Source organism: Selenomonas sp., assembly GCF_057272215.1.
In genome coordinates, this window is record NZ_DBHIUY010000001.1 from 391,411 (window position 1) to 415,264 (window position 23,854).

Consider the following 23,854-nt stretch of genomic DNA (forward strand, 5'->3'; position numbering starts at 1 on the left):
TGAGATTGGATGCTATGTGAAGGGAGAAGAGCGCGATGGATATTTTGATGTCGATTCTTTATATTGCCTATATCGTTCTGGCATGGATGGGACTCAATTATTTGCAGGGGAGATTGGGCTGGACGTTCTTCATGAACATGCGCGGCTTTTTTATGCTGATGATTTGGAAGTTCCTTTTGGCAAGCCTTTTCGGCTGGATCATCATCCCTGTGGCACTGTTGCTGGGGGTCTTGGAAAAACGATAAGGGGCATGAAAGACTGAGGGCTTGAGCGGCTGCAGTTTTTGCATGGGAATATCTTGCGGCGTGGGCAAATATTGTCTATGTCGCAAGATGCTATGGGAGAAAGAAGATGTAGCAAGGCGGGCGACATCGAGGAAAGGCAGAAGGGGTATGATAGGTGTACGGAACAGATATTGAGAAATATTCGCTGAGAATGAGCAATAGGTCTTGTGGTTTTACTAAACAAATGTATTGCGGGGGGGGACATCTATGGTAGAATAATAAGCGAAATTTCTGGATAAGCATGATTTATGAAAGGGGTATGGATTATGGGATTCACGGATTTTTTGGGAAGCGTTGCTGGAAGTATTGCCGGAGATCTGGTAGCAAAAGGAAAGGAAGTAAGGGTTTATGAGAAAGAATATAAGGGGTTGAGCAATGATGCCTTGAGGAGAGAGTTTGAACATTTATCGAAGAGAAGCAATACAGAATCCTTATTAAGGAGAACCGCCATCAAGAATATTATGGATGAGCGTTCCGGGCGTTAGGAGGGGGAGCGATGGGTTTTTTTGACAGTTTAAAAAAAGGTTATCAAAAAAGCTATGAGAACGAAACAAAGAATGGAGCTGAAAGACAAAAAAACAGCAGCTATAAGACGTTGGCGACGATAGAGCGTGAGCAGCTTGCGGAGTTGAACGGCAAATCAGACGGTGCATTGATGCGCGAATATAACAATGCTTTGTCAAGCGGTGATTTTGAAAAAAGTCTTCAGATTGAAGACATATTGAGCAAAAGAGGATTGTCATGGAATCCGGAAGATGATAGTTTTGATCGCATGTAGCGCGATCTTTTACAGCGGATGAAGGGATTTTTCGTACAGCAAGCGGCATGGATAAAGATTGTCCGTGCCGCTTGCTGTTGCGGGAGATGGGGATGAAGAAGTATCGATTTGCTAGATCCGGCAAAAAACTCGTGAGCGGAACGTTTGCGGCAGGAAAGGCGTGGAGAATGTAGAATCTTAATATTAAGATGCGGGAGATACGTTGCAGCGGAAACTATGGAGGAGGAAAAATCATCTTTGGAACAGTGTAAATGAGGAAGATTTTACGAACATCGACATGGGATCGTTCGAGGAAAAGTATTCGGAGAAGGGGCTTTGGGAAAAGATTCAGTCGAATGTGGCGGCAATCGGCGAGGGGCTTATCTATAAGGAGCTACAGCTTTTTTACGTCGCGCAGTCGCCGCACGCAGTGCTCGGTGAAGGTGAAAGCGGCGATTTACGGGGCGCTGGGGTATCTCATTCGCCGCTCGATCTCATCCCGGATTTTACGCCGTTTGCGGGATATGGAGATGATGCATTGGCGCTCGGAACGGTGTTGCTTTTGGCGCAAATGTATATTACGGACGAGATTAAGGCGCAGGCATGGGAGAAGATTCGCAGTTTGTTCGGCAAAGAAATTTTGAGAAAGTTGGACGAAGAAGGCGCGTAACTTTTATAGGGAGGTCGCCGCCATGCAAACCGATACACACCCCGACAATCGCAGTTATCGCTTGCTCGATCTCTACAAGCGTCTGCAGCAGGGGGAGGCGCTGTCGAAGCGGGAGCTTGCCGATCAGTATCGCGTGAGTGAGAAGACGGTGCAGCGTGATATCGAGGGGCTGCGCGAGTATCTTGCGGGGGAGCAGTCGTATCTTGAGGTCGTTTACGATAAGGAAGCTGGCGGCTATCGCATCTCGCGCGAGAGCGCCGAGGGGCTGCAGCCGGAGGAAGTGTTTGCCGTCTGCAAGATTCTTTTGGAGAGCCGTCCGTTTCCCAAGGCGGTGATGCAGCGGCTTTTGGGGAAGCTCTTGTCGCAGGTGTCGCGGGAGAAGCGCGATGTCGTGGAGAAGCTGATTGCGCAGGAGACGCACCACTATACGGAGCCGCAGCATGGCAGGGAGGTGATTCCTGCGCTATGGCGGCTCGCCGCCGCCATACGCGAGCAGCGCATCCTTTCGTTTGGCTATACGCGGCTCGATGGCGTGCATCATGAGCGTGTGGTCAAGCCTGTGGCGGTACTCTTTTCGGAGTTTTACTTCTATCTGATTGCCTATTATGCGGATGATTCGGCGGACTATCCAATCGTTTTCCGCATCGACCGCATGGAGAAGATCCGCGTGAAGAAGGAACGCTTTTCCGTGCCCTATCGCGAGCGGTTCAAGGAGGGCGAGTTTCGAAAACGTATTCAGTTCATGTATGCGGGTGAACTGCGGCGCATCACGTTCACCTACAACGGCTGCTCACTTGAGGCGATTCGTGACCGCTTGCCGACCTTGCGCGTCATAAAGGAAGAGGCGGGCGTCTACACGCTGACGGCAGAGAGCTACGGCAAGGGCATCGAGATGTGGCTCAGGACGCAGGGTGAGGAAGTGCAGGTGCTTGAGGTACGCAAGGGATAAGAGTTGCATAGAATTTTCCGGCATGGACAAAATCTGTCCATGCCGTTTGCTATATTGAAAGAGAAGATGTCGCACAACAGGCGACCGCGAGTGCATGTCAATCCGTTATACTTGCAGCAGAGAGAAAATCTCACAGAGAGAGATGGAGCTACGGCAGGAATGAGGTGAAAAATAGAGAATCTTATGCAATATGCAAGAAATGCGTCTTTGAGGGAAATTTTAAAATCTTTGGGGAGGGAAGAATCGTGTTTGGGAAAAAGGTAAACATGGAAGATTTCAACAACATTGATATGGGGACGTTCGAGGAGCAGTATTCGGAGAAGGGGCTTTGGGAGAAGATCCGCGGGAATGTGGCGGCGATCGGCGCGAATCTCGTTTATAAGGCGCTGCAGCTTTTTTATGTTGCGCAGTCGCCGCAATGCCCGACGAAGGTCAAGGCGGCGATTTACGGGGCGCTGGGTTATCTCATTTCGCCGCTCGACCTCATCCCGGATTTCACGCCTGTCGCGGGATATGCCGACGATGCGCTTGCATTGGGGACGGCGCTGCTTTTGGCGCAGATGTACATCACCGATGAGGTCAAGACGAAGGCGCGGGAGCAGATTCGCAGTTTGTTCGGCGAGGAGATTTTGCGAAAGCTGGAAGAGGATGGGGTGTAATCATGAGACGAATCTTGCTTCTGACGGATTAGTGGGCCGGCAGCTGGGGTGTTTTTCCAAGAGGAGAACGGGGGATGGAGATGAAGAAAATCATTGCGGCAGTGCTGGCGCTGTGGCTGGGGCTTTGCCCTGCGCCGGCTTATGCAGGAATCGGCGACGCCTTTGATCTCGCGGGGGCGGCGATCGGCAGTATGTTCAGCGCGGATGTAGATCAAACGACGAATGAGATTCTTCAGACGATGGAGAAGGATCCTTCTCAGAAAAAGATTTTGCGGGAGCATATTCAGAAGACGGAAGGGCTTGAGCATACGATTGAGAACGCGGCGGGTCATGCTTTGTTCTTACAAAAAATCCCTCTCGTGGGAGGGATTCTATCAGGAATCTATTTTTGGCTGGTGAGTTCTTATTGTGAGTACCGTGCTTCGGACGATTCACACGAAATCGTCGTGAAATTCGAGGATATGCGCGGCGATCTATGGGATGTTTATGGCGATATACTGCAGCTTGTACGGGATGTGGACCCCGAAAGTACGCTGAGCATGATGAATTTTGCACAACAGGCGAATCGCGGGCAGGAGCTGGATAAGGCTCTGAAGAAAATCAAAGAGGCGGCTCTCCGCGACGATGCGCCTGCTGCAGTAAGCCAAAGCGACGGCAAGAGCGCCGCGCCGTCTGCGAAAGATGCGCCGCCTGCGAAAGATGCGGCGGTGGAGAGGTATCGCTCGCTGGCAAGACAGTGCGGTCTCGATGGCGAGGTCGTCGCTACGAGCAGGGGAACGGGCGACGGTTCGGGCGTCTGCCTCATTCGGGCGGCGGGCAGGAGCGACCGCTATCTGATCTACAATGCAGCGGACGGCATGAAGGCTGTGGTTCCCGCGGATATTCCTGTGAATCAGATCAAAAACAATCGCGACGGACAGTATTCGTTGACTTTTTGGCTTGATATCTACGATGCGCCGCGCAGCGATGACGGCGCCGCCGGCGTCTGGAAGGGGACGATGCATCGTATGCCGCTCTTGGTGAAATATGAGGTGAAAAACGGCGAGGTGATCCCCGGCATGATTACGACGGCGAACGGGACGGAGAGCAATGCGAACTGCACAGAGGTATTGTATGAAACGCGCAACGTCACGACGATCAATCTTCTTTTGACGGAGATACGCTCGTTGCGATAAAATGCCAGCAAAAGCGTCTGCGGGGTGCAGGCGCTTTTTGCGTGCAGCTGCAAAATTTCTTAAATTTTTCTTTATATCTAAGCAGGGAAATCGCGGGCTTTTCCCGAAAGAATATAATATTCAGTAATCCATAAAGTTGCGTATCTGTATATGATTCAGCAAGAAGAGGTGGCAGTTATGAAAATCAGCAACAAGGGGTTCGGGGCGTATGACATCCGCGGAATTTATCCGGACGAGGTCAATGAGGAGCTTGCTTACCGCATCGGGCGTGTTTTCGTCGATCTCTTCCATGCGAAGAAGGTGGCGATCGGACACGATATCCGGCTTTCGGGACCGTCGATCCGCGATGCGCTCGCGAAGGGGCTGACGGAGGCGGGCGCCGACGTCATGGATATCGGGCAGTGCGGCACGGAGATGATCTATTTCACGACGGCGCACTACGGATTGGACGGCGGCATCATGATTACGGCGAGCCACAATCCGAAAGAGTACAACGGCATGAAGTTTGTGCGCAAGGAGTCGCGCCCGATTTCGAGCGATACGGGGCTCAAGGATATCGAAAAGGCTGTGATGGAGGGCGATTTCAAGCCGCTCGACCGTCCGCTGGGCAAGATCGAAGAGGTCAATGTACTCGATGACTATGTCAAGCATATTTTGACGTATGTGGATGTCAAGGCGTTAAAGCCTTTCAAGATCGTCGTCAATGCGGGCAACGGCGCGGCGGGAGCCGCTGTCAATGCACTCGAAAAGCATCTGCCGTTTGAGATGGTCAAGGTGTTCAACGAGCCGGATGGCAGCTTCCCGAACGGCGTGCCGAATCCGATTTTGCCGGAGAACCGCGAGGCGACGGCGAAGGTCGTGCGTGAGTCGGGCGCTGCTGTCGGCATCGCTTGGGACGGCGACTTTGATCGCTGCTTCCTCTTCGACGAGAAGGGCGGCTTCATCGAGGGGTATTACATGGTCGGTTTCCTCGCGCAGGCATTCCTCAAGAAGAATAAGGGCGCGAAGGTCATTTACGATCCGCGTCTCATTTGGAACACGATCGAGATTTGTGAGGAGCTTGGCGGCGAGGCTGTGATGTGCAAGAGCGGTCATGCGTTTATCAAGGACAAAATGCGCGAAGTCAACGCGGTCTACGGCGGTGAGATGAGTGCGCACCACTATTTCCGCGATTTCTCGTACTGCGACAGCGGCATGATTCCGTGGCTCTTGGTGCTGGAGCTGATGAGCGCGGCGGATAAGCCCCTCTCGGAGCTGATGGCAGAGCGTATGGCACGGTATCCGATCTCGGGCGAGGTCAACAGCAAGGTCGCCGACGCACATGCCGTGATGCAAAAAGTCGAAGAGATTTACGGCAAAGGCGGCAAGGTCACGAAGGTCGATGGGCTTTCGGTCGAGTTTGACGACTGGCGCTTCAATCTGCGCATGTCGAACACGGAGCCGGTGATTCGGCTGAATGTGGAGACGCGCCGCGATGAGAAGTTGATGAAGGAAAAGACGGCAGAACTCCTCTCCGTCATTCGGGGGTGAACGTGACGAGGCAGAAGATCCGAAAGGCGATCATCCCCGCAGCGGGACTCGGCACGCGGTTTCTTCCGGCGACGAAGGCGCAGCCGAAGGAGATGCTGCCGATCGTTGATACGCCGGCGATTCAGTTCATCGTCGAAGAGGCGATTGCTTCGGGCATCGAGGAGCTTTTGATCATCACGGGGCGCAACAAACGTTCGATTGAGGATCATTTCGACCGTTCGCTGGAGCTTGAGATGCAGCTCAAAGAGCACGGCAAATACGATATGCTCAAGATGATCGAGGAGATTTCGGACATTCGGATTCATTTCATCCGACAGAAAGAGGCGCGCGGGCTTGGTCATGCCGTGCTTTGTGCGCGTCAGTTCGTCGGCGAGGAGCCGTTTGCCGTGCTGTTGGGCGACGATCTCGTCGATGCGAAGGTGCCGTGCCTTGCGCAGCTCATTGACGTTTATAAGGATTACGGCGGCAGCGTACTCGGCGTGCAGCAGGTGCCGAAGAGCCAAGTCTCGCGCTACGGCATCGTCGATCCGCGAGAGGTGAAGCCGAATGTCTGGCAGGCGGTCGGTCTTGTGGAGAAGCCTGCTGTAGAGAGTGCGCCGTCGCGTCTCGCGGTGCTGGGTCGCTATGTGCTGACGCCGGCGGTCTTTGACCTTCTCGAACATACGATGCCGGGCGCAGGCGCAGAGATTCAGCTGACGGATGCGATCGGTGAGCTTGCGCGCCGCGAGAAGGTTTACGCCTATCGCTTTGAAGGCCGCCGCTATGACATCGGTGACAAGGAAGGTTTTTTAGAGGCGACGGTGGAGCAGGCGTTGAAGCGTCCGGAGATACGCGACGAGTTCATGGCATATCTCGTGCATACGATTGGCCCGCTGCTCCGACAGAAGATGGAGGCAGATGCGGAATAATTGCCTAAATCGGGATTGTTCTTTTTATAGCATTGTGCTATACTATAAGCATTAAGTTCTGATGTGAACTTGTTTTCGGCGGCAGAGCTGCCGTCAGGGGAGTTGATGATGGATGGGCTTGAGGTTGAAGTCAGGATTTCTTTTTGACTACGATAATCTCTACGGCGAAGGAAAAGTGACGGAAGCTGACATCAAGGCGCTGGCGGACAGCTTGAAAAAGGCGCACGAGGCGATGTCGGTCATGCGCTCGACGGGCGTTGTCCGCGGGCATCTGTCGAAGGACGGTACGCCGGAGAAGGTGCTGTTTTCTGAGCTGCCGTACATTGCGGACGGGCATTTGAATTCGCCTGCTTCGATCGCGCGGCTCAAGGAGCTGACAGCGCATGTTCAAAATCATACGGACGCTGTCGTTTCGCTTGGTATCGGCGGTTCCTTCCTTGGCAACAAAGTGCTTTTTGACGTCGAATGCGGCGCTTACTGGAATGAGTGCACCGATGAGGAGCGCAAGGGCTTTCCGAAGGTCTATTTCAGCGGCAACAACATCGATCCGCGTGCGACGGGCGATCTCATTCGCTCGCTCAGGAATCAGGCGAAGATCGCCAGAAGCCACAGGAAGCGTGCGCTTCGCGTGATGCTCCTCGTGATCTCGAAGTCGGGCGGTACGCTTGACACGATGTCGAACTTCATGGTAGTTTTTAAGGCGTTGAAGGACGATGAGAACATCGAAGTCGAGGTCGTCGCCGTGACCGATCCGAACGAAGAACAGCCGACGCTTCTCAAAAAGCTCGCGCAAGATCGTGGCTGGCAGACATTTGCCGTGCCCGACGGCGTGGGCGGACGCTTCTCGATCTTCTCCGAGGTCGGGCTGTCGCTCGCAGCCTGTGTCGGCTTCGACATCGAAGCATTCCTCGCGGGTGCGCGTGCGATGGACGAGGCGTGCCGGACGGACGATGTATGGCAGAATCCTGCGATGCTCAATGCCGCTTTGAAGTTCATCGCCGCCGAGAAGTACGGACGCGATATCGAGGTCATGATGCCGTACGGCGACTATATGAAGTCGGTGTCCGAATGGTACATCCAGCTTTTGGCAGAGTCCTTGGGCAAAGAGGTCAACCGCGAGGGCGTCGAAGTCTGCTACGGCAGGACTCCCGTCGTAGCCGTGGGCACGACGGACATGCACGCGCAGACGCAGCAGCATCAAGAGGGCAAGCGCAACAAGATCGTGCAGTTCATTCGCTTGGAGAAGTGGGCGGACGATCTCGTGATCCCGAATGAGTTCCCCGAGGTCAAAAAGCTCGCCGACATCTCGGGACTGACGATGGGCGAGGCACTGGAAGTTGCACGTCAATCGAACGCCGATGCGCTCGCATCGAATGATCGCTTCAATGCGCTGTTCTCGTTGCCGGAACTCAACGCCTACCATTTGGGTGAGCTGCTCTACCTCTTGGCTTTGAGCGTCGCCTACGAGGGCGAGCTTGCCGATGTTGATGCGTTCAATCAGCCGGGCGTCGAATCGTACAAACGAATCATGGGACCGAAGCTCGAAGCGCTCAAGGCGTCGAAGCAGTAGGAATATCGCAAAAGGGAAGAGAAGCAACCATAAGTAACAATAAGCAAGTGAGTAAGGCAAGGCGGAAAGCTGCCGAAGATCTTCTTTCGTGGAGCATTCCGCAAACGGGAAGCGCAGATCGTGAGGGTATCCGTGCTTTTCATCGAAGACGCTGAAGGATCAGCGCTTCTGCAAGGAATTGTCGATTGGGCGAAGGTATGCCGAATGGGCTGCTGAACGGATCGGTACTTCCGGAATACTCGCAAGAGGCGAGATCAACAGCTCTGCGGATTTCTAGCACGTAGCAAGGAAGAAGCGGGGCTGTTTTTTATCTTGGGAATCATGGATGTTATCCATGATTCCCATAAAAGGAGGGATGGAGAATGTTGGAAATGGATAAGCGTGAAATGTATGAAGAAAGCGTCGACGCCCTGCACGCGCCTAAGACACAGACGGGCTTTTTTGCCGCGCTGCAAAAAAAGTTTTCAGGGGCAGGGGAAGAGGCGAAGCTGCATGGCCGTCATCCGTTTCTTCTCATCGCTCTGCTCATCGCTTCGCTTGCTTGGTTTTTGAGCGACAGCACGGAGCCGGAGACGGCGGCTCTCGTGACGCCGCCGTCGGCTCAGACGCCGGAAGCGGTGCGCTATGAGGAGACGATGGGCATGAAAGATGCTCAGGCGGATGCTAAAGTTGCAGATCCGTTCTGTCTGCTGCACTCGGAGGAGCAGGCGGCTTTAGCAGCGATTGCCGCTGTGGGCGGCGGCGACAGTGCGGGAGATGATATGGTGGCCGGCGTGACGGGAAGGAAAGCGGATGTCGGCACCGTCTCGATGGAAAGCGCCCGTGCGCACGATACGCGCGAGCGCGCTCGGGAGACGGCGCAGGACAAGACGGCTGAACATGCGGTCGTCCCGAAGGTGCGCGGTACGGTCGCGAGCGGTGGAGGAACGGTGGTGCTGCTCTCGATTGGCGAACGCGAGTTTTTCCTCTCTGAGGGCGAGGAAAAAAATGGCGTATGGCTTCAGTCGCTTTCGGAAAAGAACGCTGTCGTCGTCGTGGATGGAAAGTCGTATACACTGTCTTTGCCGACTTGATGCAGGCAGTGGAAAGGTTTGGGATGCTTTGCGAGGACGGGCATGAGGGGAGCGGCTTGACCCAAGGAGGGAACTCTGCATGAGGAAATGGCTGAAGGTCTGCGCTTTTATCCCGGTATTCCTGTTTGCATCGCCTGCGCCGACGATGGCGGCTCCCTTGACGCTGGAAGTGGTCGAAGGAGATGTGGCGGCTCTCTTGACGTCCATCGCGCATATTTCAGGGCTTGATCTCATCGTTGATGAGTCTGTGGAAGGACGCGTCAGCTTGAGTCTCAAGGACGTTGAACCGGAAGAAGCCTTGGCGCTCATCGTTAGGGCGAAAGGCTTAGTTATGCAGCATGAGGGAAATGTTCTTCTCGTGCGCTCAGCGAAGGATGCGGCGCCATTTTACCGTATGTATGTTCTGCCCGTTCGCTATGCCGACCTTGATACCGCCTTTGCCGTCATAAATTTATCTTTGGGAGAAGCAGGAATTTCTCCAATCGGCGAGAATAAGAAAAATGGAGCGGAAGATACAAGTGAACAGGGGCTTTATCGAATAGGAGAGCGACTGTTGATGGATCGTGCGACGAACGCCCTACTGCTTTATGGAACGGAAGAGGAAGCAGCGCGTGCAAGATCGGTGCTCGCTCCTCTCGATGTGCCGACGCAGCAGGTTTCTTTGGAAGCGCGTGTCATTGCTTTGGAGAAGAATGCCGCCAGGGAACTCGGCGTGGACTGGGACTGGTCGTCTCTGCCGGTGGATCCGCACGAGACGGGAAAGAGCGGCGCACAGAAGCGCCGCGGCATTGACGGCGAGGTGCCGGGCGTCATTCGCTTCGGTAAGACCCCTGAAGGAAAACCTTACGAATTCTACTATCGAGCGAAGATCGCGGCGCTTATCACGGATGGCAAGGCAAATGTTCTGGCGAGACCGAACATCATGACGCTGCAGGGGCGTGAGGCGGTGATCAACATCGGCGGTTCCGTGCCTGTGCCCGAAACGCGCACGACGAATTCGACGGTGACGACCTCGATCGCCTATAAGAATGCAGGTATTATCCTGCGATATACGCCGCGCATTCATGACAATGGTGAAATCACGGCGGCGGTTCATACAGAAGTCAGTTCGCCCGTTTATGTTGACGACCTCAAAGCGTATAAGTTCCAAGAGCGTTCGGCGGATACGACCGTGCGGCTCAAAGACGGAGAAACTATGGTCATCGGCGGACTCATCGGCAGCGAGGAATCGCGAAGCGCTGCAAAGGTGCCGTTCTTGGGGGATATTCCCATACTCGGGGCTTTTTTCAAAAGCGTGCGGCGTACGAAAACGGATTCAGAAATTATGATATTTTTAACCGCGCATATCTTGCGTGATACTTCTTCTCCTGTCGAGGGAACGACAGAATCAGAGCGGAAAGGAAAGGATGTTTGGCAATGACAATCAAGATCTTGATCGCAGACGATCATGCGCTGCTTCGCCAGGGGGTCAAGCGCGTACTGAATTTTGAGGACGACTTGGAGGTTGTCGGAGAGGCGGAAGACGGGCAGGAAACGCTCGCCAGAACGCTCGTCCTGCAGCCCGACGTGCTGCTCCTCGATCTCAATATGCCGGGACTCTCAGGGCTTGAGGTAGCTTGCCAGCTCCAGGCGGCGAAGTCCAAGACCAAGATCGTTGTACTGACCATCCATGACAGCGACAACTATGTGCTTGAGCTTTTGAAGAACGGCGTCCTTGGATATCTCTTGAAGGATGTCGAGCCTTCGATGCTCATCAAAGCGATTCATGTCGTCAATGAAGGCAATGCTTTCGTCTATCCGTCGCTTGCCGAGCGCCTCTTCGGCGGCGTTTCCGAGGACGAGAACATCAACGAGAAAGCGCGTACGATGTGGCGCGAGAGCCGCTCCGAACGACTGACCTCGCGCGAGATGGACGTGCTGTCGTGTATCGCCAAGGGATTCAGCAATCAAGACATCGCGCAGGCGCTCTTCGTCAGCGAAAAGACAGTCAAGAACCATCTGACAAACATCTTCCGTAAGCTCAATGTCAACGACCGCACGCAGGCGTTGATCTATGTCTTGAAGCACAAGATCATGACGCTTGAATAAGCGGCAGGCTTTTTTTACCGATGCATACAGTCTGTATGCATCGGTCTTTTTATGATAATTATTATCTATAAGGACTTTTGTTTGATGGGATTGACATTTATGACAAAACCACCTACAATGAAAGGAAATAAATCCCGAGTAAAATACCATGAAACCCCAAGAGCTCAAGCCGAAGGCGCAGAGCGATTGGCAAGGTTTCTGTAAGGGCGGCGCACAATGTCCACAAAGTGGACGTTTGTGCGTGTAGCTTACCATGAAACCCCAAGAAGTCAAGCCGAAGGCGCAGACTGATTGGCAAGTATAAAGCGTTGCACGACGGCAAAATTGCCGAAAAATTCCGTGCTGTGAGAAAGGAGCATCATCATGTCGGATGTATTGCTGAATATTAAGGGACTCTCTGCGGGTGTGGAGGGCAAAGAAATATTGAAGGGTCTTGATCTCACGATCAACAAGGGCGAGGTGCATGTGATCTTAGGGCCGAACGGCTCGGGCAAGTCGACGCTCATGAACGTCATCATGGGGCATCCGAAGTACGAGGTGACGGCGGGAGAGCTATCCTTCGAGGGCAGGAGCCTCTTGGAGAAAAAAACGTTTGAGCGCGCACGCGAAGGGCTGTTCCTCTCGTTCCAAACGCCTGAGGAGATCCCGGGCATCACCGTTGAAAATATGCTTCGTACGGCGAAGCAGGCGGTGACGGGGGAGAAGGTCAAGATCATGGCTTTCAAGAAGGAACTCAAAAAGACGATGGAAGAACTGAAGATCGATCCTTCGTACGCCGAACGCTATATGAACGTGGGCTTTTCGGGCGGCGAGAAGAAGCGCAACGAGATCCTGCAGCTTTTGATGCTCGCACCGAAGCTCGCGCTGCTCGATGAGACGGATTCGGGTCTCGATGTTGACGCTGTGCAGATCGTTTCCTCGGGCATCGAGAAGTACCATACGGCAGACAACAGCTGCCTCATCATCACGCACAATTCGAAGATCTTGGAAAAGCTCAAAGTTGACCGCGTGCACGTCATCATCGGCGGCACGATCGTCGAAGAGGGCGGCGCTGAACTCATCGACGAGGTGAACCGCCGCGGCTTCACGCATATCCTCGACGATGCTGCGGCAAAGTGAGGTGGACGAGATGGCAAAGAAGAAAACCTTTGTAGAGGACATCGAGCGTACGCTCTACGATATCAAGAATTACGACGTTCCCGTTTACAAGGCGCAGCAAGGCTTGACGGAGGACATCATCCGCGATATTGCGAAGCAGAAGCATGATCCCGATTGGATGCTCGCGTTTCGTCTGAAGTCGCTGGAGACGTACAACAAGATGGCGCTTCCCTCATGGGGACCGGATCTCTCGGAGCTTGACATGACGCAGATCGTTACATACGTGCGCCCCGATGCGAAGATGACGGGCAACTGGCAGGAAGTGCCCGAGGACATCAAGGATACGTTCGACCGGCTCGGCATCCCCGAAGCAGAGAAGACGTCGCTTGCAGGCGTCGGCGCCCAGTATGATTCGGAAGTCGTCTATCACAGCATACAGGACAGCCTCGTCAAGCAGGGCGTCGTCTACACCGATATGGAAACGGCGCTCGTCGAATATGAGGATCTGGTCAAGCAATATTTCATGAAGCTCGTGCCGCCAAAGGATCACAAGTTCGCGGCGCTGCACGGCGCCGTTTGGTCGGGCGGCTCCTTCGTCTACGTGCCCGAAGGCGTCAATGTAGAGATTCCGCTGCAGTCGTACTTTCGGCTCAACGCGCCGGGCGCAGGGCAGTTCGAACACACGCTGATCATTGTGGAAAAGGGCGCGAACCTGCACTTCATTGAAGGCTGCTCGGCGCCGAAGTACAACGTGACGAATCTTCATGCAGGCTGCGTCGAACTCTTTGTCAAGGAAGGGGCGCGGCTTCGCTATTCGACGATCGAGAACTGGTCGCGCAATATGATGAACCTCAATACGAAGCGTGCCCTCGTCGAAAAAGACGGCTTGATCGAGTGGGTCTCCGGCTCTTTCGGCTCGCACGTTTCCATGCTCTACCCGTGCAGCATCCTGCGCGGCGAACGTGCCCGCTGTGAGTTTACAGGCGTGACGTTCGCTTCGAAGGGTCAGACGCTCGACACGGGTGCGACCGTCATTCACACCGCGCCGCATACGTCGGCGACGATCAATACGCGCTCGATCTCGAAGGCGGGCGGCAAGGCGATCTACCGAAGCGCGGTCAAGGTCACGAAGAGCGCCCCCTTTACGAAATGCTCGGTCAACTGCGAATCTCTGATGCTTGACAGCATATCTCGCGCCGATACGCTGCCCGTCATGGACATCGAGGGCGATGAGGCGGATATCGGGCACGAAGCGAAGATCGGCCGCATCAGTGATGAGGCGGTCTACTATCTGACGAGCCGGGGTATCGACGAGGAGGAGGCGCGCGCGATGATCGTGCGCGGTTTCGTCGAGCCGATTGCGAAGGAACTGCCTTTGGAATACGCCGTTGAGATGAACAATCTCGTCAATATCGAGCTTGAAGGCACGATGGGCTAGGGAAAGGAGAGAAAAATCATGCAGAATCAAGAACTTTTCAGCTCCATTCCCATGCGCACATGGCGCTGGCTCGGCGTCAACGGCGCGGCTTTGCCTGCAGGACTCGATGTTGCCGAAGTGCAGAATATCCATGTGAAGGCGGGCGAGAAGAAGGAAGCTGTCCATATCTATCGGGAGGGCGGTCATGCCGAGATCGAGGCGCACGTCGAGGCGGGCGGCTCGCTTTCCCTCGTCAAGGTGCAGCTCGTGCCCGAAGGGGAAAATCATGCCGACGACGTCAAGGTGCGCGTCGAAGAAGGCGGCGCTTTTTCCTATACGGTCATCGAGATCGGCGCGAACGAACTCGTATCGAAGCTTTCCGTCGAGCTTGCGGGAAAGGACGCCGCGGCGGACATCGCGGCGTTCTACTTCGCCGACAAGAAGCGCAAGTTTGACTTCAACTATCTTGTGCGCCAGAGGGGCGTGCATACGGACGCGAATATGCAGGTCAAGGGGGCGCTGATGGACGAGGCGCAGAAGGTGTTTCGCGGCACGCTCGACTTTATCGCAGGCTCAGCCGGCTCCGTCGGGCGTGAGAACGAGGACGTCATCATTCTCTCGCCCGGCGTTCGCAACCGCTCCGTACCGCTGATGCTCTCGGGTGAGGGCGACGTTGACGGACATCATGCCGTAAGCATCGGCAAGATGGATGAGGCAAAGCTCTTCTACCTCATGAGCCGCGGACTTGATCTTGCCGAGGCGCGGCGGCTCGTCGTCGAAGCCGATCTCTTCCCCGTACTTTCGCGCATTTCGGACGAAGCGCTCAAGGAGGAAATCGCCGCTTCGATCGAAGGGAGGATCGAAGATGCGGACTGAGGAAGATATTCGCAAGGATTTTCCCTTGCTCACGAATAAGATGAACAATCAGCCGCTCGTCTACCTCGACAACGGCGCGACGACGCAGAAGCCGAACGAGGTCATTCAGGCGATCTGCGGCTACTACGGCGGCTGCAACGCAAACCCGCATCGAGGCGCGTACGCGCTCTCCGTCAAGGCGACGGACATCTACGAGTATACGCGCGCCGCGACACGCGCGTTTATCCACGCGCGTCTGCCGCAGGAGATCATCTTCACGAAAAATGCGACGGAGGCGCTGAACCTCGTCGCTTACAGCTACGGTCTTGCGAACGTCGAGGCGGGCGACGAAATCGTCATCTCCATCGCCGAGCATCACTCAAACCTCGTGCCGTGGCAGATGGTCGCCCAAGCGAAGGGCGCGGTCCTGAAGTACATGTACCTTGAAAAGGACGGCAGGCTCTCCGTCGAGGAAGCGAAGAAGAAGATCACGAAAAAGACGAAGATCGTCGCCGTCACGGAAGTCTCGAACGTCCTCGGTCTCATCAATCCGGTCAAGGCGATTGCCGCCGTCGCGCACGAAAACGGCGCGGTCATCCTCGTCGATGGCTCGCAGAGCGCGGCGCACATGGCGGTCGATGTGCAGGATATGGACTGTGACTTCTTCGCCTTTTCGGGGCACAAATTGCTCTCGCCTATGGGCATCGGCGTGCTCTATGGCAAGGAGGCTTTGCTCGACGCCATGCCGCCGTTTTTGCGCGGCGGCGATATGATCGAGTACGTTACAGAGCAGGAGACGACGTTCGCCGAGCTGCCGCAGAAGTTCGAGGCGGGCACGCAGAACGTCGGCGGCGCGGCAGGGCTTCGCGCCGCCATCGAATACCTCGAAAAGACGGGCTTTGACACCGTGCGCCGCATCGAGCAGGAGCTTGTGCACTACGCGCTGCCGAAGCTGCGTGCGCTCCCTGAGGTCGAGCTTTATGGCTGCGACGCCGATCCAAGTCTCAAGACGGGCATCATCACGTTCAACGTCAAGGACGTCCATCCGCACGACGTTGCGACGATCCTCGACTCCTTCGGCGTCGCCGTGCGTGCAGGTCACCACTGCGCCCAGCCGCTGATGAAATACCTCGGGCAGAACGCCACATGCCGCGCGAGCTTCTACCTTTACAACACGAAAGCGGACGTTGATCGCTGGCTCGAAGCCTTGAAAGAGGTCAGGAAGGTGATGCATCTATGAGTCTTTCCGATATTTATACCGAGCTGATCGCCGAGCACAGCCGCTCTGCGGAACATAAGCACGAGCTTGCGGGCGCGACGATCAAGGAGCGCGGGCACAACCCCTCGTGCGGCGATGAGATCACCTTGGAGCTCATCGTCAAGGACGGCAAGATCGCGGATGCCGCCTTCACGGGCATCGGCTGCGCCATCTCGCAGGCGTCGACCTCAATGATGATCGACCTTGTCAAGGGCAAGAGCGTCGAAGAAGCGCGTCGTCTTGCCGATCTCTTCGTCTCGATGATCAAGGGCAAAAAACTCTCAGAAGAAGAACTTGAGGAGCTTGACGAAGCTGCCGCGCTCGAAAACATCTCGACGATGCCCGCACGCGTCAAATGCGCCGTGCTGTCGTGGCACACACTTGATACAGCGCTCAAAAAAGAATAGCGGAAAAGGCTGTCTCTGCATCCGATGGAATGTAGAGCCAGCCTTTTTTCGTGCGAAGCAATACGAAATCATTTAATAAAAAACGAGAAAACGACGAAATAAGGATTGAAACGGATACGGGTGTTTCCTTAAGAGGGGGGATAGGCAATGGGACTGCATACGTCAGGTATGCCCGAATCGCACGTTCAAGATCAATGCGTCAGGCTGCTGCTGCAAAAGCTCGGCGCTATCCTGTTCAGCTATGACCTCAGAACGGATACGATGACCTTTCGGTTGGCGCGCGGCGATCAGAAGCCGCGCTGCATTGAGGAGTTTCGCCGCACGATGAACAGCGAGCGGCGAGGGATGGTTCACCCCGACTTCTTGGAGCAGATGATAGCATTTTTCTCCGGACAAAATACAGAGGAAGACAGTTTCCTGCTCGATATGGGAAAGCCGCCGACAGGCAAGTATTCATGGTACAAATTTGTCGTCGAACGTGAAAGGGATGAGAGCGATCATCTCATCTTTGTGCATGGCATCATGTGGCGTACCGACCGTCTGAACGATGCGGCGAAAGCGGGCGGACGCTTTCGCTCCGAGCTTGATTCCGTCACAGGCGTTGCCAATGAGAACGGGCTTTTGAAGGAAGCTGACCGCTGCCTTGCGGGCGAGGGCAGGGACGATATCAATGCGCTCGTACTCATTCGCTTGGAGCGTTATGAAGATTTGGAGAAGCGCATGGGAAAGCACGGCGCCGAAACGCTTCTCGTCAGGCTTTGCAATGCCATCGGCAGTAAGTTTCGTTCGGGCGATGTGCTCGCGCATTTGGGCGGCGGCATCTTTGCGGTATTTGTGCGCGACGTAACGAGCAAGCCTTTGTTGGAACTGAACGTCAAAGGCATCGGGGAGATCTTTCGCCCGAGCAACGCGGAGTACGGAAAATACGGCATAAAATGCAGCGCCGCGCTTGCCTATTCGCCGGAGGACGGCAGGCGCTGCCGCGAACTTCTTGCCGCCGTGAGGGAAAAGCCGTCGCTCCTCTGAACACACTCAAATACAGACGGACATACAGCAAAAAAGCCTGCCCTCGCATGTGAGCGAGAGGCAGGCTTTCACTTTCATGGTGCGATCGGCGCGATTCGAACGCGCGACCCCCTGCTTAGGAGGCAGATGCTCTATCCAGCTGAGCTACGACCGCAGACAACGTGTTTATTCTAGCAGAAGAAGCGCGAATATGCAAGCTTTAAAAGCGCTGGCTGCCGCGCTTTCTTGATGCTCGGCGAGATTTTCTCCATACCTTGCTGCATCAATTGCTTTTCTGAAGGGCACAGGTGACGTCTTCCTTCCTGCCTGCGACGAGGACGGCGGCATTGGCGGTGAGGATGGTTTGGGCAGAGATATTGAGGTCGATGCGGCCGTCTGCCTTTATACCGAGAATGTTCAAGTGATGGCGGCGGCGGACGTCGAGTTCGCCGATGCTTTTTCCTTCCCATGCTTGGGGTACGGAAACTTCGTAGATCGCGTATTCGTCGCTGAGCGGAAAGTAGTCGAGAATGTGATTGGAGCCGCAGCGGATGGCTGTCCAAAGGGCGAGCTGGCGCTCGGGGTAGACTGCCTCATCCGCGCCGTTTCGCAGCAGGAATTTCTCGTGAATGTCACGCGAGGCGCGCGCTATGACATAGCGTGCGCCGAATTCCTTAAGGAGCGAGGTCGTTTCGAGAGAGCTTTGAAAGTCGTCGCCGATGGCGACGATGCAGACGTCGAAGTTGGGAATGCCCAGCGATTGCAGAAAGTCGGCGTTGGTGCTGTCAGCGATGAGCGCGTTCGTCACGAGCGGCAGTATGCGATTCACGCGGTCTTCGTCGTGGTCGACGGCGAGGACATCATGCTGCATGTCGTGCAGTTTTCCGGCAATGTAGCGGCCGAAGCGGCCTAGACCGATGAGCAGGATGGATTTCATGCTGTTCCTCCTATCCGATGGTGATTCGTTCTTCCGGGCGGCGCCCCGATTCGCGGCGGCTGCGTGCGTGCGCCGCGAAGATGACCGTGAGACCGCCGATGCGTCCGAAGAACATCAAAAGCATCATGACGCATTTGGAAAGCGGACCGAGCCCCTCGGTGACGCCGATGGAAAGACCGACGGTTCCGAGTGCGGAAGCCGTCTCAAAAGCGCTGTCAATCAGGCGAATGCCATCGATGAGGTTGAGCAGGACGCTGCCGGAGGCAAAAAGCAGCAGATACATCATGAAGATGGTGACGGCGTGGCGCTGCGTTTCGCCGGAAAGACGGCGCGAGAAGCAGGTCGGATCATCCTTGAGCCGAAAGGTGGCGATCATGATAGCAAACAAGGTGAAAGCCGTCGTCGTCTTGATGCCGCCTGCCGTAGAGCCGGGAGAGCCGCCGATGAGCATCAGGACGATGAGGGCGGCGCGTCCCGTCTCGCTGAAGTCTTTGATGTCGATCGTATTGTAGCCTGCAGTGCGGGTCGTGACGGATTGAAAGAGGGAGATCAGGAAGTGCTCGCCCGTAAAAGCGCCGGGAGCAAGTTCGAAGAAAAAGAAGAAAAATGCGGGAACGAGGATCAGAGCTGCCGTCATCGTGAGGGCGATCTTGCTTTGCAGGCTGTAGGCGCGAAAATTTCTGCGGTTCAGACGTATGTCCGCCCAGGTGGTGAAGCCGAGGCCGCCGGCGATGATGAGGAGCATGACCGTGATGTTTACGACGGGGTCGGCAGCGAAGTCCATCAAGGAATTGCCGAAGAGGTCGAAGCCCGCATTGCAGAAGGATGAGATGGAGTGAAAGACGGCGAAGTAAATGCCGCGCACGGGGCCGACTTTTTGGCAAAAAGAAGGGGCGAGGAAGAGCGCACCGAGAAATTCGATAAAGAACGTCAAGCGCAGAATGAAGTAGAGGAGCGGCACGATGCCGCCGAGCTGCGGAGCGGAGACAGCTTCCTTGGAAAGGCTGCGCTGCATGAGTCCGATGCGCTGACCGGAAAGCGCGGCGAGAGAAACAGCGATCGTAATGACGCCGAAGCCGCCGACTTGAATCATGGCAAGGATGACGAGCTGACCGAAAAGCGTCCAGTAAGAAGCGGTGTCCACGGTGGTGAGTCCTGTCACGCAGCTGGCGGAAACGGCGGTGAAGAGTGCATCGGAAAGGGAGGCGCCTTCGCCGTTTGCCGTCGCCCACGGCAGCATCAGAAGTCCTGTACCGCAGAGAATCAGGACGAGAAAACTCAAGATGATGATGCGGAAAGGCGACAGCCTTCGCAAGCGACCAATGATATTCATAAGACAGCCTCGCTCTACAATAAGGAAGCGCGGATAAATTCAGCCGCCCACATTCACACGTTTGCTTATTCGCGATTCCTAAACAGCATGTCCCTATTGTACCCTTTTTTCCTGATTCATGCAAGGAAAGATGACGAGGAGAAGAAGCTGACGTGAAATTATTTTTAGATAGTTTTTATTCGTTTGTCATTTTATTTTTTGTTTCTTGTGGTATAGTGAAAAATAAGAGAACGAAACGCAATGACTTAATAGGAGGTTACTTATGAAGATTCCATCCTTACGCATCGTCTGTGCCTTGGGACTGGCGTTTTGCCTGAGCGGCTGCGGGGCGGCGCCTGCCTCGATGGCTGAGATACCCAAGGAGATCGTGCAGAAGAACGAACCGCAGAGAGGCGAAGCGGAAATTTATCTCGCGGGCGGCTGCTTCTGGGGCACGGAGCATTATTTGAGCCTTGCACATGGCGTCATATCGGCGGAGAGCGGCTACGCGAACGGGCGCACGGCTCATCCGTCGTACCGCGAGGTCTGCTCGGGCAGCGGACATGCGGAAGCCGTACATGTCGTCTACGATCCGAAGGTGCTGTCGCTGGAAAAGCTCCTCGAACTCTATTATGCGTCCATCGACCCGACGTCAAAGAATCGGCAGGGAAACGATGTCGGCGAGCAGTATCGTTCGGGCATTTACTATGTGGAAAAGGGCGACAGGGCGCACGGGGAAGCCGCTGTGATCGGCGATTCGCTGCATCGCCTGCAGGAGAAGCTGGGAAAGCCTGTCGCCATCGAGATGGCGCCGATCATGAACTTCTACCGTGCGGAGGAGGAGCATCAGAAGTATTTGGAGAAGCATCCGAACGGCTACTGCCATATCCCGCTGTCTTTGATGGCGTCTCTGCGCGAAAAGAGCGATGCGGCGAAGCAGACGGCGGCAGAACCGCCGGCTTACGAGAGGCCGTCGGATGCTGAACTCAAGGCGCGCTTGACGGATCTGCAGTACAAGGTGACGCAGGAAAAGGCGACGGAAGCGCCGTTTCAGAATGAATACGATCATGAGTTTCGCGCAGGAATCTATTGCGATGTGACGACGGGGGAGCCGCTCTTCGTCTCGACGCACAAGTACGATTCCGGCTGTGGCTGGCCGGCGTTCTCGCGTCCCATCGACGCAACGCTCATCGCCGAGCATGAAGATACGTCGCACGGCATGGTGCGCACGGAGGTCACAGCGGCAAATAGCGGCGCTCACCTTGGACATGTTTTCGAGGACGGTCCTACGGAGTTGGGCGGCGTCCGCTACTGCATCAACAGCGCATCCCTGCGTTTTGTGCCGAAAGAGCAGATGGAGGCGCAGGGATATGGAGCGTATCTGCCGCTCTTGGACGAGTGACAGATTGTGAAACAGAAAGAAGCCGGGCGAAGATGAAATTCATCTTCGCTCGGCTAATTGCTAAACGCACGGTCGATATCTCTTCCGCCATAGATTACACGGAGGATGATGACAGATTTTTGCATCTCATTCACCGTGTAGAAGACTGTAAAATTATCGACGGGCATGGCACGCACTTGGGCGTGTTCCGCAAATTTTTTGGGATAGATGCGATAGCGTGTGGGCAATTCGGCTAGGTGCAAGATACGCTCTTTTAAACGAATGAGTTGTGCTTTTGCATTTTGTGGTGCGCACAGAGAAAACGTAATGTAATGGAAGATGTTGGATAGATCTGCCTCTGCATGAGCAGAAATATTAACCCGATATGGCATGGCTATCCTCCATGATAGAAGCAAAAACCTCTTCGGCAGGGCGCACCTTGCCGTCTGTTAAGTCTGCCAAGCCTTTTTCGATTTCTTCTTCAAGCTCTGTGTCGCTTAGTTCGGAAAGATGAAGCAGGCGGGGGGGTTCATGCGTCTCTACGCTGAACGGCAGACCGCGATGAATCAGGCATTGGCGCAGGAATACGTTGACGGCTGTGGACAGGTCGAGCCCTAGGCTTTGAAAAAGCTCCATAGAGCGCGCCTTGACTTCGGGATCGAGGCGAATTTGTGCGGATACGGTTGCCATAGTATCATCTCCTTTGCTTGATTATAGCAAAATCCCATTACAACGTAAACAAATAACAGGATGATGCGTCGAAAAAATCCCAGGCACGACAATTTGTTGTGCCTGGGATTTCCGTCTTTTGCTTACTGTACGTTCATCGAAAGCTCGATGATCTTGTTGGCGAGTTTGGCTTTTTGCAGAACCTCTTCGGTGATGTCGCCGCCGGCTTCGACGATGACAACGCCCGTATCGGTCGTGATGCGGCGCGACGCCTTCTTGTTGAGAAGGAAGCGGCGATGCCTGTCCTCCGTCGCTTTTGCTGCGGCCTTTTCTGCGGCGTCGTCCGGCGAGGCTTCGGGCGCAGGCTCCGGCGTGGAGCTTTCTGCGGCAGGCTCGGCGACGGTCTCCGTCGGTACATCCGGCATCGGTTCCGCGCTGGAGATTTCAGGTTCTGCCGTCGGCTCCGGTGCAATTTCCGGCGTGAAATCGGCGGCGGGTTCCGGCGCTGCTTCAAACGACGGGGCGGCCTCGATGGCTGGCGTAGGGGCTTCCGCTGCAGGCATCTCAGGCATCGCAGGTACGGCTGCTACGCTGCCGCTGTCGATGACTGTGACCTGCTTGCCGAAGATGGAGATCTGCTCAGCGGAGATATTGTCGAGGAAATTCCCCTGGGGGTCGGAGATCTCACACTGCATGATTTTGCCGTTGTCGCCGATGTAGATTTCGCTGACAGAGCCTTGGATCGTACCGGCTTTCGTGATCGCTTTCGTGCCGATGATGCGGACGTTTTCATCAAGAAGGTTTTCGAAGTCGACAGCGTCCTCAAGGGTCAGGATGTTTTCACTGTTTGTGATCGTGATGGCGTCGGCGCCGACGGCGATGACACTGTCGTACGGGATGAGCTTGACGCCGCGATACCAGTCGTCATCTTCAATCGTGATGGCGGCGACGGCGCCGTTTTTGGCGTCGATGAGCAGGGTCTTGCTCATGCCGAGTTCACGGCCTTCCGTGATGCTGATTACCGGCAATCCTAAGATTTCTGCACTTGTCTTCATAGCTTATTTCCCCCTGTGATCTGTAGGTTTTATGGTTCTTTTAAGACGGAGCTGCCTGTTCATGCTTTTTGCCCGACGCTTTCAATCTCAGCGGAGATTTCAGGCGGTATTTGTGCAAAAGGCATGGCTGCAATCCCGTGGCTTGCTAAGATATCCTGCATGGCGCGCAGGTAGTCGGCGCTTCTTTGGAACTCCTGCTGCATGGCGGCGTTTTTTTGTGTCGCCGGCAGCGTAAGAGCCGCTTCGTAAGTATCGACGGCCGCTTTATAGTCACCGACATCTCGATATGTGTTGCTGAGATTGATGGCGATAAAGGGCGCATAGTCGTCGTTCCAGTAGATGCCGAGCGCCTGTTTGTAGGCGAAGATGGCGCGGCGATAGCGCTGCGCTCTCGTCTCCTGATCCGCATAGTCGAGATAGTCGTCGAGCGAATGAAGTCGTCCGACGGCTTCGGTGAGCTCTTTAAGCTCTTCCTTGGCACGTTGCCGCTCTTCTTCACTGGGCAATACAGCCGGTTCGATGTCGGGATCTTCTTCGTCGTCGGATACAGGCTCCGTGGTGATCGCCGCAGCAGCCGGCTCATCCGACGTTTCATCGGCAGGCGGCTCCTTTGCTGCGTCGTCTGCAGACGATTTTTCCACGGCGTTTTTGTTATCCGCAGCTGCCGCAGGCTCTTCGGCAGCTGCGTCGAGCGACGTCTCATCCGCTGCAGGCTCTTCGGCAGCTTCATCGAGCGTCGTCTCATCCGCCGCAGGCTCTTCGGCAGCCTCGTCGAGCGTCGTCTCATCCGCCGCAGG

The 23,854-nt window shown here is 55.2% G+C and carries 26 protein-coding genes and 1 tRNA gene; 20 read left to right on the forward strand and 7 right to left on the reverse strand.

The window, feature by feature from the left end:
- Positions 1-35: 35 nt before the first annotated feature.
- The 19 genes from ACO5Z0_RS01655 to ACO5Z0_RS01745 all read left to right on the forward strand — a co-directional run bounded on the left by ACO5Z0_RS01655 (position 36) and on the right by ACO5Z0_RS01745 (position 17,724).
- A complete protein-coding gene (locus ACO5Z0_RS01655; RefSeq protein WP_485648938.1) occupies positions 36-245 on the forward strand; it encodes a hypothetical protein in 210 nt (69 codons plus the stop codon).
- Positions 246-550: 305 nt separating this feature from the next.
- The gene (locus ACO5Z0_RS01660) at positions 551-769 is read left to right on the forward strand and encodes a hypothetical protein (RefSeq protein WP_485648939.1); all 219 of its coding nucleotides are present in this window, start codon (positions 551-553) and stop codon (positions 767-769) included.
- Positions 770-780: 11 nt separating this feature from the next.
- Entirely contained in the window at positions 781-1,062 is a 282-nt protein-coding gene (locus tag ACO5Z0_RS01665) for a hypothetical protein (RefSeq protein WP_485648940.1), read from the forward strand.
- Between the two features lie 277 nt (positions 1,063-1,339).
- On the forward strand, positions 1,340-1,711 hold the full coding sequence (locus tag ACO5Z0_RS01670) for a YkvA family protein (protein ID WP_485648941.1): 372 nt from the start codon (positions 1,340-1,342) through the stop codon (positions 1,709-1,711).
- A 22-nt stretch (positions 1,712-1,733) separates the two neighbouring features.
- A complete protein-coding gene (locus ACO5Z0_RS01675; RefSeq protein ID WP_485648942.1) occupies positions 1,734-2,660 on the forward strand; it encodes a helix-turn-helix transcriptional regulator in 927 nt (308 codons plus the stop codon).
- Between the two features lie 245 nt (positions 2,661-2,905).
- Positions 2,906-3,319, forward strand: a complete 414-nt coding sequence (locus ACO5Z0_RS01680; RefSeq protein ID WP_485648943.1) for a YkvA family protein — start codon at positions 2,906-2,908, stop codon at positions 3,317-3,319.
- A 74-nt stretch (positions 3,320-3,393) separates the two neighbouring features.
- The gene (locus tag ACO5Z0_RS01685) at positions 3,394-4,494 is read left to right on the forward strand and encodes a hypothetical protein (RefSeq protein ID WP_485648944.1); all 1,101 of its coding nucleotides are present in this window, start codon (positions 3,394-3,396) and stop codon (positions 4,492-4,494) included.
- A 177-nt stretch (positions 4,495-4,671) separates the two neighbouring features.
- Positions 4,672-6,024, forward strand: coding sequence for a phosphohexomutase domain-containing protein (locus ACO5Z0_RS01690; RefSeq protein ID WP_442676236.1), 1,353 nt, complete (start codon positions 4,672-4,674; stop codon positions 6,022-6,024).
- Positions 6,025-6,026: 2 nt separating this feature from the next.
- Positions 6,027-6,932, forward strand: a complete 906-nt coding sequence (galU, locus tag ACO5Z0_RS01695) for a UTP--glucose-1-phosphate uridylyltransferase GalU (RefSeq protein WP_485648945.1) — start codon at positions 6,027-6,029, stop codon at positions 6,930-6,932.
- 112 nt (positions 6,933-7,044) lie between these two features.
- Entirely contained in the window at positions 7,045-8,502 is a 1,458-nt protein-coding gene (locus tag ACO5Z0_RS01700; protein WP_485648946.1) for a glucose-6-phosphate isomerase, read from the forward strand.
- A gap of 362 nt (positions 8,503-8,864) precedes the next feature.
- Entirely contained in the window at positions 8,865-9,575 is a 711-nt protein-coding gene (locus ACO5Z0_RS01705; RefSeq protein WP_485648947.1) for a hypothetical protein, read from the forward strand.
- A gap of 79 nt (positions 9,576-9,654) precedes the next feature.
- Positions 9,655-10,995 (forward strand): secretin and TonB N-terminal domain-containing protein, encoded by a 1,341-nt coding sequence (locus ACO5Z0_RS01710; RefSeq protein ID WP_485648948.1) that lies wholly within the window; start codon positions 9,655-9,657, stop codon positions 10,993-10,995.
- On the forward strand, positions 10,992-11,663 hold the full coding sequence (locus tag ACO5Z0_RS01715) for a response regulator (RefSeq protein WP_442672946.1): 672 nt from the start codon (positions 10,992-10,994) through the stop codon (positions 11,661-11,663). Before ACO5Z0_RS01710 ends, ACO5Z0_RS01715 begins: the two co-directional genes overlap by 4 nt.
- Positions 11,664-12,026: 363 nt before the next feature.
- Positions 12,027-12,782, forward strand: coding sequence for a Fe-S cluster assembly ATPase SufC (gene sufC, locus ACO5Z0_RS01720; protein ID WP_442672947.1), 756 nt, complete (start codon positions 12,027-12,029; stop codon positions 12,780-12,782).
- Between the two features lie 10 nt (positions 12,783-12,792).
- Positions 12,793-14,199, forward strand: a complete 1,407-nt coding sequence (gene sufB, locus ACO5Z0_RS01725) for a Fe-S cluster assembly protein SufB (RefSeq protein ID WP_485648949.1) — start codon at positions 12,793-12,795, stop codon at positions 14,197-14,199.
- Between the two features lie 18 nt (positions 14,200-14,217).
- The gene (locus ACO5Z0_RS01730) at positions 14,218-15,054 is read left to right on the forward strand and encodes a SufB/SufD family protein (RefSeq protein WP_485648950.1); all 837 of its coding nucleotides are present in this window, start codon (positions 14,218-14,220) and stop codon (positions 15,052-15,054) included.
- Positions 15,044-16,273: a cysteine desulfurase gene (locus ACO5Z0_RS01735; RefSeq protein ID WP_442672950.1), complete on the forward strand. Its 1,230-nt coding sequence runs from the start codon at positions 15,044-15,046 to the stop codon at positions 16,271-16,273. Before ACO5Z0_RS01730 ends, ACO5Z0_RS01735 begins: the two co-directional genes overlap by 11 nt.
- Positions 16,270-16,698: a Fe-S cluster assembly sulfur transfer protein SufU gene (gene sufU / locus ACO5Z0_RS01740; protein WP_485648951.1), complete on the forward strand. Its 429-nt coding sequence runs from the start codon at positions 16,270-16,272 to the stop codon at positions 16,696-16,698. The genes ACO5Z0_RS01735 and sufU overlap by 4 nt, the downstream gene beginning before the upstream one ends.
- 147 nt (positions 16,699-16,845) lie before the next feature.
- Positions 16,846-17,724: a GGDEF domain-containing protein gene (locus ACO5Z0_RS01745; RefSeq protein WP_485648952.1), complete on the forward strand. Its 879-nt coding sequence runs from the start codon at positions 16,846-16,848 to the stop codon at positions 17,722-17,724.
- A gap of 77 nt (positions 17,725-17,801) precedes the next feature.
- Here the strand turns inward: ACO5Z0_RS01745 and ACO5Z0_RS01750 are convergent.
- The 3 genes from ACO5Z0_RS01750 to ACO5Z0_RS01760 form a co-directional block, all read right to left on the reverse strand.
- A tRNA-Arg gene (locus tag ACO5Z0_RS01750) sits at positions 17,802-17,878 on the reverse strand.
- A 108-nt stretch (positions 17,879-17,986) separates the two neighbouring features.
- Entirely contained in the window at positions 17,987-18,640 is a 654-nt protein-coding gene (locus ACO5Z0_RS01755) for a potassium channel family protein (RefSeq protein WP_485648953.1), read from the reverse strand.
- A 10-nt stretch (positions 18,641-18,650) separates the two neighbouring features.
- Positions 18,651-19,973, reverse strand: coding sequence for a TrkH family potassium uptake protein (locus ACO5Z0_RS01760; protein WP_485648954.1), 1,323 nt, complete (start codon positions 19,971-19,973; stop codon positions 18,651-18,653).
- Positions 19,974-20,235: 262 nt separating this feature from the next.
- On the opposite strand from ACO5Z0_RS01760, the gene msrB reads away from it, so the two are divergent.
- Positions 20,236-21,354 (forward strand): peptide-methionine (R)-S-oxide reductase MsrB, encoded by a 1,119-nt coding sequence (msrB, locus tag ACO5Z0_RS01765; RefSeq protein ID WP_485648955.1) that lies wholly within the window; start codon positions 20,236-20,238, stop codon positions 21,352-21,354.
- Positions 21,355-21,407: 53 nt separating this feature from the next.
- Here the strand turns inward: msrB and ACO5Z0_RS01770 are convergent, their stop codons facing one another.
- The 4 genes from ACO5Z0_RS01770 to ACO5Z0_RS01785 form a co-directional block, all read right to left on the reverse strand.
- A complete protein-coding gene (locus tag ACO5Z0_RS01770) occupies positions 21,408-21,725 on the reverse strand; it encodes a type II toxin-antitoxin system RelE/ParE family toxin (protein WP_485648956.1) in 318 nt (105 codons plus the stop codon).
- Positions 21,709-22,023, reverse strand: coding sequence for a type II toxin-antitoxin system RelB/DinJ family antitoxin (locus ACO5Z0_RS01775; RefSeq protein ID WP_485648957.1), 315 nt, complete (start codon positions 22,021-22,023; stop codon positions 21,709-21,711). The genes ACO5Z0_RS01770 and ACO5Z0_RS01775 overlap by 17 nt, the downstream gene beginning before the upstream one ends.
- Positions 22,024-22,145: 122 nt before the next feature.
- Positions 22,146-23,057, reverse strand: a complete 912-nt coding sequence (locus ACO5Z0_RS01780; RefSeq protein WP_485648958.1) for a PRC-barrel domain-containing protein — start codon at positions 23,055-23,057, stop codon at positions 22,146-22,148.
- A gap of 59 nt (positions 23,058-23,116) precedes the next feature.
- On the reverse strand, positions 23,117-23,854 hold a 738-nt coding region (locus ACO5Z0_RS01785), incomplete at its 5' end, for a hypothetical protein (protein ID WP_485648959.1).

Coding starts and splice junctions, on each gene's coding strand:
- ACO5Z0_RS01760 (WP_485648954.1), bottom strand. CDS start 19,973: ATGAATATCATTGGTCGCTTGCGAAGGCTGTCGCCTTTCCGCATCATC.
- sufU (WP_485648951.1), top strand. CDS start 16,270: ATGAGTCTTTCCGATATTTATACCGAGCTGATCGCCGAGCACAGCCGC.
- msrB (WP_485648955.1), top strand. CDS start 20,236: ATGAAGATTCCATCCTTACGCATCGTCTGTGCCTTGGGACTGGCGTTT.
- ACO5Z0_RS01690 (WP_442676236.1), top strand. CDS start 4,672: ATGAAAATCAGCAACAAGGGGTTCGGGGCGTATGACATCCGCGGAATT.
- ACO5Z0_RS01780 (WP_485648958.1), bottom strand. CDS start 23,057: ATGAAGACAAGTGCAGAAATCTTAGGATTGCCGGTAATCAGCATCACG.
- ACO5Z0_RS01710 (WP_485648948.1), top strand. CDS start 9,655: ATGAGGAAATGGCTGAAGGTCTGCGCTTTTATCCCGGTATTCCTGTTT.
- ACO5Z0_RS01770 (WP_485648956.1), bottom strand. CDS start 21,725: ATGCCATATCGGGTTAATATTTCTGCTCATGCAGAGGCAGATCTATCC.
- ACO5Z0_RS01660 (WP_485648939.1), top strand. CDS start 551: ATGGGATTCACGGATTTTTTGGGAAGCGTTGCTGGAAGTATTGCCGGA.
- ACO5Z0_RS01685 (WP_485648944.1), top strand. CDS start 3,394: ATGGAGATGAAGAAAATCATTGCGGCAGTGCTGGCGCTGTGGCTGGGG.
- ACO5Z0_RS01735 (WP_442672950.1), top strand. CDS start 15,044: ATGCGGACTGAGGAAGATATTCGCAAGGATTTTCCCTTGCTCACGAAT.
- ACO5Z0_RS01670 (WP_485648941.1), top strand. CDS start 1,340: ATGGGATCGTTCGAGGAAAAGTATTCGGAGAAGGGGCTTTGGGAAAAG.
- sufC (WP_442672947.1), top strand. CDS start 12,027: ATGTCGGATGTATTGCTGAATATTAAGGGACTCTCTGCGGGTGTGGAG.
- ACO5Z0_RS01700 (WP_485648946.1), top strand. CDS start 7,045: ATGGGCTTGAGGTTGAAGTCAGGATTTCTTTTTGACTACGATAATCTC.
- sufB (WP_485648949.1), top strand. CDS start 12,793: ATGGCAAAGAAGAAAACCTTTGTAGAGGACATCGAGCGTACGCTCTAC.
- ACO5Z0_RS01705 (WP_485648947.1), top strand. CDS start 8,865: ATGTTGGAAATGGATAAGCGTGAAATGTATGAAGAAAGCGTCGACGCC.
- ACO5Z0_RS01665 (WP_485648940.1), top strand. CDS start 781: ATGGGTTTTTTTGACAGTTTAAAAAAAGGTTATCAAAAAAGCTATGAG.
- ACO5Z0_RS01715 (WP_442672946.1), top strand. CDS start 10,992: ATGACAATCAAGATCTTGATCGCAGACGATCATGCGCTGCTTCGCCAG.
- ACO5Z0_RS01755 (WP_485648953.1), bottom strand. CDS start 18,640: ATGAAATCCATCCTGCTCATCGGTCTAGGCCGCTTCGGCCGCTACATT.
- ACO5Z0_RS01775 (WP_485648957.1), bottom strand. CDS start 22,023: ATGGCAACCGTATCCGCACAAATTCGCCTCGATCCCGAAGTCAAGGCG.
- ACO5Z0_RS01745 (WP_485648952.1), top strand. CDS start 16,846: ATGGGACTGCATACGTCAGGTATGCCCGAATCGCACGTTCAAGATCAA.
- ACO5Z0_RS01730 (WP_485648950.1), top strand. CDS start 14,218: ATGCAGAATCAAGAACTTTTCAGCTCCATTCCCATGCGCACATGGCGC.
- ACO5Z0_RS01675 (WP_485648942.1), top strand. CDS start 1,734: ATGCAAACCGATACACACCCCGACAATCGCAGTTATCGCTTGCTCGAT.
- ACO5Z0_RS01655 (WP_485648938.1), top strand. CDS start 36: ATGGATATTTTGATGTCGATTCTTTATATTGCCTATATCGTTCTGGCA.